The sequence below is a fragment of the Mesorhizobium sp. KR2-14 genome (assembly GCF_040049255.1).
Taxonomy (GTDB): Bacteria; Pseudomonadota; Alphaproteobacteria; order Rhizobiales; family Rhizobiaceae; genus Pseudaminobacter.
In genome coordinates, this window is sequence record NZ_JBDZDR010000008.1 from 152,722 (window position 1) to 167,665 (window position 14,944).

Genomic DNA, 14,944 nt, shown 5'->3' on the forward strand with positions numbered 1-14,944 from the left:
GACGACTACGGCCCTCCCACCAATTTCTGTTACTTGTAGACGGGTTCTGGTTCGACCACTGGCGCGGGCGGCGGGGCTTTGCCCTTGCCTTTGCCGATGGTGGTGCAGCCGCTCAGGCTGGCGACGGCGAGTACTGCGACTAATGCGATCAGAAATCTGCTCATAAGCTATCCTTCCCGCTTATGGTGGAATTATTTCCATGCAGCCCCCACAACAAGTGTGGGCAATTACAACATAACTGTCAAATACGCCAAGGCATAGTGCAGCAATGACACATTTTGTAAAGCAGTTTACGCGGTGTTATCGGAGTATTCCAGTGCGTCATCATCAAAGCACCAGGACCTCTGTTCCAACATTCGTACGTTCGTACAGGTCAATGATATCTTCATTGGTTAGTCGGATGCATCCACTCGAAACCGCAGTGCCGATAGTCCATGGCTCATTTGTACCATGCAGGCGAAGCATAGTATCTTTTCCGTCACGGTACAGATAAAGGGCGCGTGCGCCGAGTGGATTATTGGGTCCGCCGGGTACTCCACCTGCATATTTGAGGAGGCGCGGCTTTCGTTGCATCATGCTTACGGTGGGTGTCCACGCCGGCCAGTTCGCCTTTCGGCCGATGATCGCCTTGCCTTTGACCGTGCGCCCCTCTTCGCCGATACCGACGCCGTAGCGCATCGCCCACCCGCCATCTTCGATGGCGTAAAGAAAACGTTCGGATGTATTGACCACGATGGTTCCGACGGGCTGATTGCCGTCGTACTTCACGCGCGTTCGCTTGTAGCGCGGATCAACGACGAACTGCGTATTGGTCGCCATTACGGACGTCTGCGTTCCCAATGGCGTGCAGCCGGCAGCCAGGAATGCCAAACTGCCCAACATCACGCCACGTCGTGACAGGTCGTTCATGCGCGAGCCCTCTAAAGACCGGACATTGCGCCCATTTTATACTGTCGAGAAGCTGTGTCTAGTTCAGCAACGTAACTATGATTCGGTGAGTTGACGCCGATCATAGGCGAAGACGTTGTAGGCCTTGATACACTTTCAGGTGGATCGCTATGCAGGAACTTGGATGAATGCGGAGAGGACTTGTGGGCGGTGTGTCTGGGCGTGCCGCCTTCCGTGTATCCTGTCACTGTTCTGATTGGGTGCAGTTGATTGCAATCGCAGGGTCCTGGATGTGCGATGTTCATCAGGAAAGCAGTCGTCGTGACCGCCCTCAGTCACACTGCAATCGTCTGCAGGCAACTTGGCACCCATCATCTCATTGACGGAGCCTACGCAGTCCGTTTCGTCTTCATGCCTGGGATTTGATGGATTGGGTTGAGCCGAACCGCCGAGGGACTGTTGTCGACGGCGCATGGATAAATTGCAGGGGAGCCGAACATACCTGATGTCGGCACCAGCTCGGCCACGGTAATAGCCGCTCAGCGCGGTGGCTCTTCCTCGCCGGCCAAGCTCTACCCGGTGAAATAGCCGAGTTGGGCCGCGGACAGAGCCTGGTCGGGAGGCGAGATGCCTCCCGACCAGCATTCGTCAAACTGGCGCGATCAAGAAACAGCCGTTTCGGCCGATCTCGGTCGGGCCTAGCGTTACTTGCTGACCATTTCTGGTGCTGGAGCCGCGAACGGATTCCCCAGCGGTATGATGACACGGACCCAGCCACGCGTATCACGTCCGCCGTAATTCCTCTCCCACACATCGGTGGTCAGATAGGCCTGCAGCGTGACCGGTCCAAAATTATATCCGACAAGTCCGCCGAGGGCGAACTGGCTCTCCTTTTGGTAGCCAGCAGTCGGCCGGTTGAGGTCGGTTGAATAGAACCCGACAGGCCCGATCTCCCATTTGTCGAATTTCTTGGTGGCAGTCAGGTCGATGTTAAGAAAATCAGGGTTGTCTACGCCGTCTGTAACGCTGTGTTGCTGAATGCCCCAGATTGCATTGGCTGTCAGGTTCCAGTCGTTCCCTGTATAGCTGAGAGCAAATCGCTGGTTGAGCGACGATGTGTTGAAGGCAACCTCGTTATCAACGCGGATATAGGCACCAAGTGCGTAGCTGAACCCGAAGTTGTTGCCGAGATCCCATGCCAGTTGCCCGGCGAAGTATGGATTGTACATCCCGGAGGCAAAATCCGTATCGGCGACGCCCACTGCGACCTGGGGTGCGGCTGCCAGGAACTGCAGCCTGCCGCCTAGCAGCGTCCAAGGCGTGGACCAGGCAAGCACGGGGATGTTGACGCCCACGCTCGTTGACTCGGGCGATGTATTTCTTTGGCCCCAATCGGCTGTATCGACGAAGTAAAAACCTTCCGGAAGCGGTGCGCCCGTTGCGATGCCGACGGTTTCACCCGGTTGGGTCACCGATCCGGCGAGGACGGCGTCGCTTGTCCCGCAGACGGCAAGAGTTGCGATCGCGACGCGTGCCAACAGCCTTGTTTGCATTTGTTCTTCCCCTCTGCGAACATAGTATCGGGTGCGGTCGGCCACCCGCGTTAAGTTCAGAAATTCTATGGATCCCGCCCACTCACGAATATCGGAGCCACGCCCGGATCTAGATGCACTGAGAAACGCTGTTACTTCTATGTAGCCAAGAAAGGCGATATGCGCTTACACATAAATACCGCATGTCCACCTGGCAGATTCTAGGGGCATGACGATGCCTCTGCCAAGTACACGGCGAATCTATACCTTATTTTCGGATGCCGCTACTGACCGACTGCAATGAGGCAGATTCTTGCTCGAACTGTTGCAAAATTGTGTCACAGCGGATTTCGCCCGCGAAAACGCGGGGGGGGGGGGGACGCCGCCGCAACCGCTTCCGCCGTGGCCTGGGTAAACCCCGCTCAGCTTTTTGGCTCGCTGACGTTGCCGGGTCCGAGTTCCGGGAACCTTTTTGGCCGGCCGGCATCTATTGACGGTCAGGAGAAAGCTCATGCCGCAGGTTCCAGGAGACGCGGTCAGGATCGTGGCCGCCGATGATTTGGATTTGACGCGCCGGGCGCTTGCCCGCGACGGGCACGCATTCCGCACCATCATGCGGAAATACAACCAGCGGCTCTATCGCATCGCCCGAGGCGTGTTTCCCAACAATAGCGAAGCCGAGGATATCGTTCAGGAAGCCTATGTCCGCGCCTTTGCCAACCTGGGGAGCTTTCGCGGCGAGTCCACGCTGGCGACGTGGCTTTCCCGGATCGTCATCAACGAGGCGCTCGGACGCCTGCGCAAGAAACAGCGCGCCGCGGAAGTGCCCGTCTCCGGCGATCGCGCGGCGGAAGCCGAAATCATTCAGTTCCCGCTTGGTGGAGGCCTCGTTGATCCGGAGCGGACGATGGCGCAACGGCAGATCCTGCAGCTTGTCGAACGTGCTACCGACAACCTCCCCGACCTCTACCGGGCCGTCTTCATGGCCAGGGTGATCGAGGGGCTGAGCGTCGATGAGACGGCGGACTTGCTGAACATACGCCCCGAGACGGTCAAGACGCGGCTGCATCGCGCCCGCGCGCTGGTGCGCAAGGAACTGGATGCGCAGATCGGCCCCGTGCTGCTGGACGCCTTTCCCTTTGCCGGCCGGCGCTGCGAACGCCTGGCCACGGCGGTGATGAAGCGGCTCGGTTTCGAGGGTTGAACTTTCCGGGAACCTTTTACGCTCCGCCGCATCCAAGCATCGTCACTTCGAGACAACGCCGGCGCCATCGTGCCGGGTGAAGGAGGTTTTCATGCACATTCGTCCGATCGCGATATTGACCACGCTCTGCCTGCTCGGGGCAGCACCTCTGGCCCAGGCTGCCGACAAACCCAGCGACCCCCAGATCGCCCACATCGCCTACACGGCCGGGGTGATCGACATCGACGCGGCCAAGCAGGCGCTGGCCAAATCCAAGAACAAGGACGTTGTGGCCTTTGCGAAGGACATGGTGCGCGACCATGAAGCCGTGAACACGCAGGCGCTCGACCTGCTCAAGAAGCTCAATGTCACGCCGCAAGACAATGCCACCAGCGAGGCGCTGAGCAAGGCCGCCGCCGCCGAACGCGACAAGCTCGCCAAGCTCGACGGAGCAGCCTTCGACAAGGCCTATGTGCAAAACGAGGTGGCTTTCCACAAGCAGGTGAACGGCGCTCTCCAGACGGTGCTCATTCCTTCGGCAAGCAACGCCCAGCTGAAGAGCCTGCTCGAAACCGGGCTGAAGATATTCCAGGGCCACGAGCAGCACGCCGAGCACGTCGCCGCCGAGCTCAAGTGAGGCAGGCCATGTTGCGCAAACCACTTGTCCGGGCTGCCAGCGCCGCCCTGGCGCTGGGCCTGGGCGCCGCTCCGCTCCGGGCGGAAACCTTCCAGGTCACGATCGAGAACTTGGAGTTTTCGCCCGTGCAGATCGATGCGAAGGTTGGTGACACGATTGAATGGATCAACAAGGACATACTGGCCCACACCGCCACGGTGGACGGCGGCTGGGACGTGATGATCCCGCCCAAGAAGTCGGCAAGCCTGGTCGTGGAGGCGGCGGGGTCGACCGACTATTACTGCCGCTTTCACCCCAACATGAAAGGCCGCGTCATCGTGACGGCGCCGTAGTCGCCAAGCTGGAACGCAGCTCCGACATCACCCGACCGACCCGGTCGGAGCGAGCGAGGAGGAAATCGAGGTCCTGCGCTTCTCAAATATTCGCGTGCCGATCATTTTCGGCGTGGGCGACGATATCCGGGCCAGGCCTTCGGGAGGTCTGGCCGATGACCTCGCTGGACCCGTCACGAGACTGGGTGTTCATCCCCACGTGGCCGCCGCCCGTGAAGGACCTCGCGAAGCGCTATCCAGAACGGACTTACGTGCGTACGATCCCGCACCGTGACCTTTTTGAAGAGGAATGGGAGATTAGACGCAAACGCTGCGTCTCAATTGTTCTTGAAGAAGCCCGCGCTATCGGTGCCATCAAAGGCGCGTCAGTTCTCGCCGAAGTTAATGAATTGGCGATGGACAAGCTTGCTCGTCGCATTAATATATGATTGTTTGCATATATAGCCGATCAGTTCAGTCGGAGGAAAAGATGGGGACTTGTGAATGAAATTCAGGGCGCTTGTTGCATCTATCTGCTTTGTCGCTTTCGCATCTATTGCGCAGGCTGGTCTCGATGACCCGCCGAACATCTCTGATCGGCGGATCAGTATTATCTTTTCTTGAATCTTGGGATCACGATCGGAGCGTGGTTGATGTCGGATCTGACGTTGCCGCAATTATCGTAGATTGGATGCACACCGATACGTCATGAGCCTTATCTGCATCGAAGTGGATGCGACCGTACGACAGGGTATCGTCTTCGACTAGTCCGGCTCGCTTTACCAGAGCCACGATCCTGTCAGTGAACAGGCCGTATTCGATGCACGCTGATTTCACGCTATGCAGATATCTGCATAGCACGGGGACGAAGAACATCTCTCCCGGGCCGTACGGCAGGTTGTGTTCCGCGATGTCCTGAAATAGCTCGATGAGCTCGGCGAACGCTGGTTACTCCGAGTTGCTTCGGAGCCAGCGGCCGAGGGGACCGAACAGAAACTTCCCCTGTCCTCTTGGGCGCTCCCTCTCAATGATCGAGGCGACCGTGCTGCGGATATTTGCCTCCCCTTGCCGGGCGAGGAAGAACTCAATCTCGCGGGATGACGCAGAGCGCAGATCGGGCGGGACAATTGAGAGGGCAGGGCAGTGACGTTTTATGAAGCGCCCGAGGTGGGTGCAGAGGTCGATCGTGACACGGGCTTCGAAGCGGTCAAGCTATGGTTCCTGCAGAATGTCGCAGATGCGATTCTCCACATAGCTGTCGAGCGGGGCTGGAAAGTGGGCGACGGAAACGGTCGCCTGGTGCTCGATCTCGCCAAGATTGTCGGTAACGAAACGGCAGAAGCTGTCACCTGTCTTCGCCGCCGTGGGTTTCTCGACCGGTGTTGCTCGTCATTGGGCACGCGAATTGACGAAGCTTGGCCATGCGCTGCGGCTGATGCCGCCAGCCTGCGGTCGTTCCAGCACACATAAGCCGCTTGAGGGCGGACGTCCACGGCTCATGGTGTCCCATTGGTTCCGTTCAACGCCTAGTAGGCAAACGGTCCGCAAGTCCGCGAAACAGCTCTGAGGCGAGCGTTCGGATGCGCCCTTCAGCTCGCCCAGTAACGAGGCGTAGCCCTCCGATCCATGGGGTGATCGTGCAGACAATGCTGATCGGCTGCTTAATCGCCATCATGCGGCGGTCTGTTGACGGTGCTGAAACCGTCCTCGAGCGCAAGGGCAGCTTCTGTACTCGCACAATAGGATCGCCGAGATCGCCTACTCGGCTTCGAAGAGCCGTCGAATTTCAACAGGCTCTTTGCAGACAACACCGGCAAGAACCCGCGTGAGCTTCAGGCGCTCTCGCATCGGCTGAAATTAGGCGCCGAATGAGATTAGGCGCGCTCTATGGCTATCCGCTCGTGAATCCAGTCGCTGAAGGCGCGCACGGCCGGCCGGTGCTCGGCCGCCTCCGGGTAGAACAGGGCGATCAGCTTGCTCGCCTCGACGTGAAAATCAAACAACCGCATCAACTGGCCACTGCGCACATCCTGCTCGACGAGAGAGCGCATGGCGATGCCGACGCCCTGGCCAAGCGACGACGCCTCGATCATCATGTAGGCGCGGGAAAATGACAGCGACCGCTGCGATGAGAATGGCGGCAGGTTGAGCGCCGCCAGCCACTCGTCCCAGCTGGCGCCGAAATCCAGCCCCTCGAGCGTGGTGTGCAGCATCGGATAGGAGGCTAGGTCGCCGGCGGTCGCGATGCCGCCATCGTCCCGCAGGATGGAGGGCGAGCAGATCGGCCAGATTTCGTCCTGCAGCAGGATTTCCTGACAGATGCCAGGCTGCTTTTCCTTCGCGAAGCTGATCGCGATGTCGACGCCGTTCGAGATCACGTCGTCCAGGCTGACATAGGACAGGAGCTTGATCTCGACATTGGGATGAAGGTCCACGAAGTGCTTTAGTCGCGGGGCCAGCCATTTCGCGCCGAACGAGGGTAGGGACCCGATCACCAGTTTCCCAGAAATGTCGCTGGAGCGGATGCTGTCCAGCACGCTCTCGATGTTGAGCAGCGACTTTCGCACCGTCGCCGCAAGCAGGCTGCCTTCCCGTGACAGCACCAGTCGGCTGTTGATGCGGTGGAAGAGCTTTACGCCGATCTGGTTCTCGAGCTGGCTGATCTGCTGGCTTACGGCGCTGCGCGTCAGGAACAGTTCTTCCGCAGCCTTCGTGAAGCTGAGGTGCCTTGACGCGACCTCGAAGGAGCGAAGCGCGGTGAGGGAAAAATGCGTGAGCGCCATGTGTTCCGTTATGCTGTTCCTCGCCCTTCGACGTGCCTCACGGCTGCCGCATGCGGGGGGCAAGGTTGGATGCCATGGTCGGCAAACCGACCCCTGTCTAGCACAACGAGCCTATGCATCGACAAGGCAGAATTCCGGCAGCCCTCCAAAGAAGACAGGCCGGGTTACGTGGCTTGCATCCGGCCATGGAAGGCACAGGCCTTCCATTGCAGGGGGCACGGCGCTGCCGTAAGCCTCGGTTACTCCACCCGTTAGGTCTTTGCGCTTGCTCGATCACGCTGGGGCAGCCAAACATCTCATCCAACCTAGCGCTCCTTGCAGCCTGCCCCGCAGGAAAAGGCCTCCGCTAAAAACCAGACAGAGAGGGCATGATGTCCGACAAGGTCATCAGCGACGACACCGTTGTCTTCTTCGGTAGCCACGCCGTCGACCACTACCTCCGCTGCCCTTGCTGGCCGACGGAAGGGCAGAAGATCAATGCGATTCCCGAAGGCCGCGTCTACGGCGGCATGATTCCGAACGCCGCCTCGATCTTCGCCGGCTACGGCCGCCCGCCGACACTGATGGGGCCGCTTGAAGACAATGAGGATGCTGACCCCATCCTGACGGAGATGGCAGAGGCCGGCATCGACACGCGGCTGCTCCGTCGCTCTGCCGGCTTCAAGAACTCCTATGCCTACAATTTCCTGAGCGACGCCAATCCGAACGAGAAGACGCTGGTCATCGTCGATCCCGGATACGATTTCGACCTGAACGCAGAGGAGCGCGCGGTCTTCACCGGGGCGCGGTTCATCTACTCCACCATCGCCCATCTTCGGCGGATCGCCTCGATCAAGGAGGTTCTTGCCGAGGCTCGCGCCAACGGCGCCAAGCTCTTCATCGACGTGGAGGCTGAATCCTTCCGCTCGGCGCAGGAGGACTGGTGGGCCTTCTCAGCTGCCCACTTCGTCTCGCTCAACGACGAGAGTCTGGCCAAATTCCGAGGCAGCGCCTCCAGCGAGGCGGCAATCGCCGAGCTTCTGGCCGCCACCTCCGGCGAGGTCATCACCACGCTGGGCAAGGATGGCTGCGAGGTGATCACGCCCGAGGGCAAGGTCCGGCTCGCGGGCCACAAGGTCGACGCGGTCGACCCGCTGGGTGCCGGCGACACGTTCAACTCGACCTATCTGTTCGGTCGCGCCTCCGGCTGGTCGGTGGAGCGCGCCGCGCGCTTCGCAAATGCCGCAGCCGCCCGTTCCACGACCCGGATCGGCCCGCGTGGCGGCCGGGCGTCAGTCGCCGAAATCGAGGCCTTCATCCGCGACGCGGAGGGCGCAGGTGCTGCCCCTGCGCTCGCGATTTGAACATCTGCAGCTTCACGAGAAGAAACCAAGAAAGGGGAAATATAATGAACATGAAGCGATTGCTGCTGGGCAGCGCCGCCGCTCTGGTGGTGGTTGCCGCCGGCGCGGCCCAGGCAAGCGAGGTCAACGTCACCTCGGTTGGCGGCGCCTACCAGCGCAGCCAGGAGCTTGGCTATGGCCAGGCCTATGAAAAGCTCGGCAACAAGATCAACTGGAACGTCTATTCGGGCGGTCTGGGCGAGGTGCGTTCGCAGGTCGAGTCCGGCAACGTCATCTGGGACGTCGTCGACATGAACAACGCCGACTCCAACATTGGCTGTGCCGAGGGCATCTTCGAGAAGATTGACCTGGCCGATGTGACCGAAAAGGCCCCCAACGGGGAGACCGTCGACGACTATCTGATCAAGCGCCCCAATGACTGCGCCATCGGCACGGTGATCTACTCCTGGACCTTCGCCTACAACAACAAGGCGTTCTCGGGCAACCAGCCGACCACCGTCGCGGACTATTTCGATACAAAGAAGTTCCCCGGCAAGCGCGGCATCTGGAGCAGCCCCACGCAGGCGATCGAGCTTGCGCTGATGGCCGACGGCGTCGCGTCCAAGGACATCTACAGCTATCTCGAGGAATCCGGCGAGGAAGCGATCGACCGCGCGCTGGCCAAGCTGAAGGCTCTGCACCAGGACGCGAACGGTGGCCTGGTGTTCTGGAGTGGCGGTGCCGAGCCGCCGGAGCTGCTGGCCAAGGGCGAAGTCGTCATGTCGACCGGCTGGAGCGGCCGCTTCTATGACGCCGTCGTCAAGGAAAACGCCCCCATCCAGCAGGTCTGGGACGGCCAGATCATGGACTTCCAGAACTTCGTGGTCCTGAAGGGCGCCCCGCATACGGAGGCGGCCAAGGAGTTCCTGCGCTTCTCGACCTCCACCGACCAGATCGCCGAGAGTGCGCGCTACATCCCCTACGCGCCGTGGCGCAAGTCGGCTGTCGAGAAGATCCTGGCCAACGAGCCGTGGTCTGAGGACGGCAAGACCAATGTGGGTCCGCACCTGTCCACCACCCCGGCAAACATGACCAACTACCTGGAGATGGGCTCCGACTACTGGCAGAACCACCAGGACGAGGTCAACGAACGCTGGATCGCCTGGAAGGCCAGCCTCTGACCCGTTACGCGTCGAGCCCCCGGAGAACATCTCCGGGGGCTCCCGACATGCCCTGCGAAAGCGCGAACACGATCTCATGACAGACACAGCACTTCCATCGACAAGCTTGCGCGCGACGCCGTGGCGGCTGCAGCGGACCTCGGTCGTTGGCCTCCTGCTGATGGCCCCGCTTGCGCTGCTGATCATCCTGTTCCTGATCGTGCCGCTTTTCCGCTTCGTGCTGCTCAGTGTCGACAACCGCGAAGTGGCGCAGGCCCTGTCGGAGACGGCGGCGGCGCTGGAAACCTGGCAGGGATCGGACCTGCCGGACGATGCGGCTTTCGTCGCCTTCGGCCGCGACCTCGCCCGCGAGGAGGCGAACGGCGGCATCGCCAAGCTGGGCGCCCGGCTGAATTTCTTCCAGGGCGGCATGAACAGCCTGGTCCGCAAGACGGCCTCCCAGATCGGCAGCATCGAACCCGGCCGCGAGGCCTTCGTGGCGCTGGACAAGCGCTGGGCCGACGTGAAGACCTGGCGCGCGGTTGGCCTGGCAACCAAGCCGATCATTCTCGAATATTATCTCAACGCATTGGACCTCAGGACTGCGGACCCGACCACGGCGTTCTCGATCGAGGCCAAGCCGGAGGGGCAGCAGGTCTATCTGCGGCTGTGGTTGCGGACGATCTTCGTCGCGTTGTTCGTGGTCTGCGTCTGCACGGTCATCGGCTATCCGATCGCCTACTATCTGTCCAAGGCGCGCGGCATCGCCTTCGCCTTTGCGATGGGCATGGTGCTGTTGCCTTTCTGGACGCCGCTGTTGGCCCGAATTGCAAGTTGGGTGATCCTGCTGGAGACCGGTGGCGTCATCAACAGCATCCTCGTGGCGAGCGGCCTGATCGCCGACGCGAACCGCCCGCAACTTCTGCACAACCTGTTCGCGACCGTGTTGGTCATGTCTTATGTGCTGCTGCCCTACGCCGTGCTGCCCACCTATGCGGTTATGGACCGCGTGCAGCCGACGCTGTTCAGCGCGGCTCTCACGCTGGGCGCGACGCCGCTGCGCGCCTTCCTGACCGTGTACCTTCCGCAGACGCTGCCCGGCGTGCTGGCAGGCGGCATCCTGATCTTCGTATTGTCCTTCGGCTTCTACCTGACGCCGGAACTGGTAGGCGGTCCGAGCGGGAGCCTGATCGGCAACCTCATCGCCTACAACTTCTCTAAGTCGCTCAACTGGGGGCTGGCGGGTGCTTTGGCGACGATGCTGCTGCTGGTGATCGCGGCGGCCGCGCTGCTGCTGCGCGCGGTTGCGCCCAAGCAGGCGTCGAAAAGATAGCTGGTGCGGGAAAAGACAATGAAGCTCCTCGTCAAGTTCTGGGTGGCCCTCGGCCTCGGCTTCCTGGCCCTGCCGTTGCTGGTCCTCGTCCCGCTCTCGTTCACCGCCGGGCAGTATCTGTTCTACACGCCCGAAATGCTGGCGCTGGACCCGCACGCCTATTCGATGCGCTGGTACAGCGAGGTTCTCGGCGACCGGGAGTGGATGCTGGCGCTGAAGAACAGTCTGCTCATCGGCCTCTCGGCAGCAGCCTTCTCGACCGTACTCGGGACGCTGGCCGCACTCGGCCTGTCGCGCGGCGGTACCCCGCTGAAGAGCGTGTGGACCGCGCTTATCCTGCTGCCGCAGATCGTGCCGATCGTGGTGATCGCGGGCGGGCTCTACTCGGCATTCTCCGACCTGAAGCTTGTCGGCACCTACACGGCGGTTATCATCGCCCATACGGTGCTCGCCGCCCCGGTGGCGGTCATCACCATCCGCGCAAGCCTCGAGCGCTTCGACTGGGGGCTGGTGTCGGCCTCGGCAACGCTGGGGGCAGGCCCGCTCTACACCTTCCGCCATGTCACGCTGCCGCTGATCCGGCCGGCCATTCTTGCCGGCGCGATCTTCGCCTTCGCAACCTCGCTCGACGAAGTCGTCGTCATCCAGTTCATCGGCGGCTACGACCAGAAGACGATCCCGCGGCAGATGCTCATCGGCCTTCGCGAGCATCTCAGCCCGGCCATCCTCGCGGTTGCCACCATGCTCGTCGGTTTCGCGATCCTGGTGCTGATCCTCAGCGAGTTCCTGCGCCGGCGCAGCGAGGCCTATGCTCGGAAGACCAACTGATTATTCCCTCGTCCAGCAAGAGAAAGACAAGACATGCGTAACGGCGCGCTGTTGAACGGCCCCATCACCGGACTGATCGGCGACCTCGGCCATTCCGACAAGATCATGATCGTGGATGCCGGCTGGCCGATCCCGAAGGATCTTCGCTACGACATCTGCCTCACCCATGGGGTTCCGAGGCTGACGGACGTGTTCGCGGTGATCGCCGAGGAACTGAACATTGAGAAGGTCATCATCGATTCCGAAATGCAGAACCACGGTCCCGAGGTCTATCGCGACGTCAAGCGGATCATCGCTGCCGCAGCCGAGGCCCAGGGCGAGGAGATCGCTGTCGAGGACGAGCCGCACGTGACCTTCCGGGACCATGCCAAGTCTGTGAAGGGCATCATCCGGACCGGCGAGTGCATTCCCTACTGCAACCTGGTGCTCGTGGCGGGGCTTGCATTCACGCCCGGGCCGCGCCGGAACCTTGCGTGATGAGCGTTCTGCGCGAGATCGAGGTCGAGCACTTTTCGCCCGCAGCGGCCGCCGAGTTCGGCCGCGCGCTGGTGTTCGACGCGCCGGCGACCAGCCAAGGCGAGTGGTGGAAATGTTGGGAAGGCTGCGCCGAGCTCAGCGCCGGAAGGCAGTGGGTCGGCTTCGTCCAGGCGGCAGCCGGCAACCCGGACATCATCGAGATGGAGCGGGAGCCGGGAACGGAGATCGTCATTCCGGTGACGGGCGAGATCGTCCAGGTCGTGGCCCCGGGTACGTGCGACCAGGCCGGCACGCAGCGGCCGGACGCGCTCAAGGCGCGGGCCTTCGTGCTGCGGCAGGGCACGGCGCTGGTCATGGCGTCTGGCGTCTGGCACGCCGCTGCGTTCGGGCTGAACGGGCCAGCCTCCTATTTCTATGTCGCCGAGCGGCGCAAGGCCGAGGACAGCGAGGGCAGGGGCGGCTGGGTCGAGTTTGCCGACCGGTTCAGGCTGATGTGCCGCCTGCCTGGCGAGAACCTGCAGACGAAGCGTGGAGAGTGATGCGATGGCCGGCGATGTCGTGACCCGCTACGAAAATGTCATGAAGGCCTATGGCGGCCTGACAGTGGTGAAGAACCTGAACCTGGAGATCAAGCGGGGCGAGTTTCTTTCCCTGCTCGGCCCTTCGGGTTCGGGCAAGACCACCACGCTCATGATGCTCGCCGGCCTGCAATCGCCCACCAGCGGCCGCATCCTGCTCGAGGGCACTCCCATCGAGGGCATTCCGCCGCATCGGCGCAACATCGGCGTGGTCTTCCAGAACTATGCCCTGTTTCCGCACATGACCATTTCCGAGAACCTGGCCTATCCACTGAAGGCAAGGCGCATGGCCAAGGACGAGATCCGGCGCCGCGTGCGCCGCGGGCTGGAGATGGTGAAGCTTGAAGCGCTGGGCGAGCGCCGGCCTGCCGAACTCTCCGGCGGCCAGCAGCAGCGAGTGGCGCTGGCGCGCGCCCTGGTGTTCGAGCCCAGCGTCGTGCTGCTTGACGAGCCGCTGGGTGCGCTAGACCGGCAGCTGCGCGAGACCATGCAGCTGGAGCTCAAGCAACTGCATCGCGAGACCTCGGTGACCATGGTCTACGTCACCCATGATCAGGGTGAGGCGATGACCATGTCCGACCGGGTCGCGGTCTTCCACGAGGGCGAACTGCTCCAATGCGATGCGCCCAAGACGCTCTACGACGAGCCCCGCAGCGCGTTCGTGGCCGAATTCGTCGGCGAGAACAATCGACTGGCTGGCACTGTCGTCGGCACCGACACCCAGTGGATCAAGATCCGCACGGATGCAGGCCTGCTGCTCACGGCCCGTTCGCAGCTAGATCTTAGGGCAGGCGATGCGGTTCTGCTCTACATTCGACCCGAGCGGGCTCTTGTCGGAGCGGCTGCCGCTGCCTGCGACAACCGCTACGAGGCGCGGGTGGTCGACTCGATTTTCCTGGGCGACCACACGCGGCTGAGGCTCGATCTTCCCGGCCAGCCGAACTTCACCGTGAAGCAGAACTTCTTCGCCGACTCCGGGCCGCCGGCCGCCGGCGACAAGGTCCAGCTCGGCTGGTCTGCCCAAGCGCTGCAGATCGTCACGGCCTAGCCGCACAACAACATCGAGGGACTGAACGGGCTGCCGGAGCGATCCGGCGGCATGGCTGAGCGCGTCCCTAAGACATCAATTTCGCAGGAATGGAACTCGCAATGAACAGGCTCGATTTTCGCAAGCTCTTCAAGACGCCCGGCACCGTGGTGCTGCCGGTCATCCATGTCATCGACGTGGAGCAGACGGAGCGCAACGTGCGCACGGCGGTGCACGAGGGCGCGCCCGGCGTGCTCCTGATCAACCACGACATTACGGTCGAGGCGTTCCTGCCCATCATCCGCGCCATCCGCGCGAAATTCCCGGCGCTGTGGATGGGCGTGAACTTCCTGGCCGTGACCGGCAAGGCGGCGTTCCCCATCCTCGGCCAGCTGCAGGACGAAGGCGTCAAGGTCGATGCCTACTGGGCCGATGACGCCTGCCTGGACGAGTTGAACGACGCGGCAAACCAGAAGGAAGCGGCGCTCATCGAGACCGCGCGCAAGTTCTCCGGCTGGGACGGGCTCTACATGGGCGGCACCTGCTTCAAGAAGCAGCGTGAGGTCGCGCCGGAATACTATGAGGTTTCGGCCAACATCGCCGTATCTTGGATGGACGTGGTGACCACTTCCGGCGTGGCCACCGGCCATGCGCCGGACCTCGGCAAGGTGGAAACCTTCCGGCGCGGGGTCGGGGACGCGGCGCTTGCCCTGGCATCTGGCATCACGCCCGAGAACGCCCACCTCTACGCACCCTTCGTTGATTGCTTCATCGTCGGCACCGGCATCAACTACAAGGGCGACTTCCACAACCTCGACCCGGCGCGGCTTGCCCAACTGCTGGCCTTCACGCGGCGCCAGGGCGAGGTCGAGGCGACCGCCTGAA

The 14,944-nt window shown here is 61.9% G+C and carries 17 protein-coding genes; 13 read left to right on the top strand and 4 right to left on the bottom strand.

All coding sequences use genetic code 11. The features are described from left to right. Positions 1 to 29: 29 nt before the first annotated feature. The 3 genes from ABLE86_RS19160 to ABLE86_RS19170 form a co-directional block, all read right to left on the bottom strand. Positions 30 to 164 (bottom strand): ABC transporter, encoded by a 135-nt coding sequence (locus tag ABLE86_RS19160; RefSeq protein WP_348780577.1) that lies wholly within the window; start codon positions 162 to 164, stop codon positions 30 to 32. A 163-nt stretch (positions 165 to 327) separates the two neighbouring features. Next, the gene (locus tag ABLE86_RS19165; RefSeq protein WP_348780578.1) at positions 328 to 909 is read right to left on the bottom strand and encodes a L,D-transpeptidase; all 582 of its coding nucleotides are present in this window, start codon (positions 907 to 909) and stop codon (positions 328 to 330) included. Positions 910 to 1,592: 683 nt separating this feature from the next. After that, positions 1,593 to 2,441: a transporter gene (locus ABLE86_RS19170; protein WP_348780579.1), complete on the bottom strand. Its 849-nt coding sequence runs from the start codon at positions 2,439 to 2,441 to the stop codon at positions 1,593 to 1,595. Positions 2,442 to 2,931: 490 nt separating this feature from the next. Between ABLE86_RS19170 and ABLE86_RS19175 the strand changes: the two genes are divergently transcribed. The 5 genes from ABLE86_RS19175 (at position 2,932) to ABLE86_RS19195 (ending at position 6,021) form a co-directional block, all read left to right on the top strand. After that, on the top strand, positions 2,932 to 3,624 hold the full coding sequence (locus ABLE86_RS19175) for an RNA polymerase sigma factor (RefSeq protein ID WP_348780580.1): 693 nt from the start codon (positions 2,932 to 2,934) through the stop codon (positions 3,622 to 3,624). A 91-nt stretch (positions 3,625 to 3,715) separates the two neighbouring features. Next, positions 3,716 to 4,240, top strand: a complete 525-nt coding sequence (locus ABLE86_RS19180; protein ID WP_348780581.1) for a DUF4142 domain-containing protein — start codon at positions 3,716 to 3,718, stop codon at positions 4,238 to 4,240. Positions 4,241 to 4,248: 8 nt separating this feature from the next. Next, on the top strand, positions 4,249 to 4,572 hold the full coding sequence (locus tag ABLE86_RS19185; protein WP_348780582.1) for a cupredoxin family copper-binding protein: 324 nt from the start codon (positions 4,249 to 4,251) through the stop codon (positions 4,570 to 4,572). A gap of 155 nt (positions 4,573 to 4,727) precedes the next feature. Further along, positions 4,728 to 5,000, top strand: a complete 273-nt coding sequence (locus ABLE86_RS19190; RefSeq protein WP_348780583.1) for a hypothetical protein — start codon at positions 4,728 to 4,730, stop codon at positions 4,998 to 5,000. Between the two features lie 694 nt (positions 5,001 to 5,694). Continuing rightward, a complete protein-coding gene (locus tag ABLE86_RS19195) occupies positions 5,695 to 6,021 on the top strand; it encodes a hypothetical protein (protein ID WP_348780623.1) in 327 nt (108 codons plus the stop codon). Between the two features lie 404 nt (positions 6,022 to 6,425). On the opposite strand, the gene ABLE86_RS19200 is transcribed toward ABLE86_RS19195, so the two are convergent. Continuing rightward, the gene (locus ABLE86_RS19200) at positions 6,426 to 7,334 is read right to left on the bottom strand and encodes a LysR substrate-binding domain-containing protein (RefSeq protein ID WP_348780584.1); all 909 of its coding nucleotides are present in this window, start codon (positions 7,332 to 7,334) and stop codon (positions 6,426 to 6,428) included. A gap of 368 nt (positions 7,335 to 7,702) precedes the next feature. On the opposite strand from ABLE86_RS19200, the gene ABLE86_RS19205 reads away from it, so the two are divergent. The 8 genes from ABLE86_RS19205 to ABLE86_RS19240 all read left to right on the top strand — a co-directional run bounded on the left by ABLE86_RS19205 (position 7,703) and on the right by ABLE86_RS19240 (position 14,943). After that, positions 7,703 to 8,677, top strand: a complete 975-nt coding sequence (locus ABLE86_RS19205; protein WP_348780585.1) for a carbohydrate kinase family protein — start codon at positions 7,703 to 7,705, stop codon at positions 8,675 to 8,677. A gap of 44 nt (positions 8,678 to 8,721) precedes the next feature. Continuing rightward, on the top strand, positions 8,722 to 9,837 hold the full coding sequence (locus ABLE86_RS19210) for an extracellular solute-binding protein (protein WP_348780586.1): 1,116 nt from the start codon (positions 8,722 to 8,724) through the stop codon (positions 9,835 to 9,837). A gap of 76 nt (positions 9,838 to 9,913) precedes the next feature. After that, entirely contained in the window at positions 9,914 to 11,149 is a 1,236-nt protein-coding gene (locus tag ABLE86_RS19215; protein ID WP_348780587.1) for an ABC transporter permease, read from the top strand. 18 nt (positions 11,150 to 11,167) lie between these two features. Then, positions 11,168 to 11,977, top strand: a complete 810-nt coding sequence (locus ABLE86_RS19220) for an ABC transporter permease (RefSeq protein ID WP_348780588.1) — start codon at positions 11,168 to 11,170, stop codon at positions 11,975 to 11,977. A gap of 33 nt (positions 11,978 to 12,010) precedes the next feature. Further along, positions 12,011 to 12,454: a D-ribose pyranase gene (gene rbsD, locus ABLE86_RS19225; protein WP_348780589.1), complete on the top strand. Its 444-nt coding sequence runs from the start codon at positions 12,011 to 12,013 to the stop codon at positions 12,452 to 12,454. Then, positions 12,454 to 12,993, top strand: a complete 540-nt coding sequence (locus tag ABLE86_RS19230) for an ureidoglycolate lyase (RefSeq protein ID WP_348780590.1) — start codon at positions 12,454 to 12,456, stop codon at positions 12,991 to 12,993. The genes rbsD and ABLE86_RS19230 overlap by 1 nt, the downstream gene beginning before the upstream one ends. Positions 12,994 to 12,997: 4 nt before the next feature. After that, positions 12,998 to 14,080, top strand: a complete 1,083-nt coding sequence (locus ABLE86_RS19235) for an ABC transporter ATP-binding protein (protein ID WP_348780591.1) — start codon at positions 12,998 to 13,000, stop codon at positions 14,078 to 14,080. A 101-nt stretch (positions 14,081 to 14,181) separates the two neighbouring features. Then, positions 14,182 to 14,943, top strand: coding sequence for a hypothetical protein (locus tag ABLE86_RS19240; RefSeq protein WP_348780592.1), 762 nt, complete (start codon positions 14,182 to 14,184; stop codon positions 14,941 to 14,943). The last annotated feature ends 1 nt before the right edge of the window (position 14,944 follow it).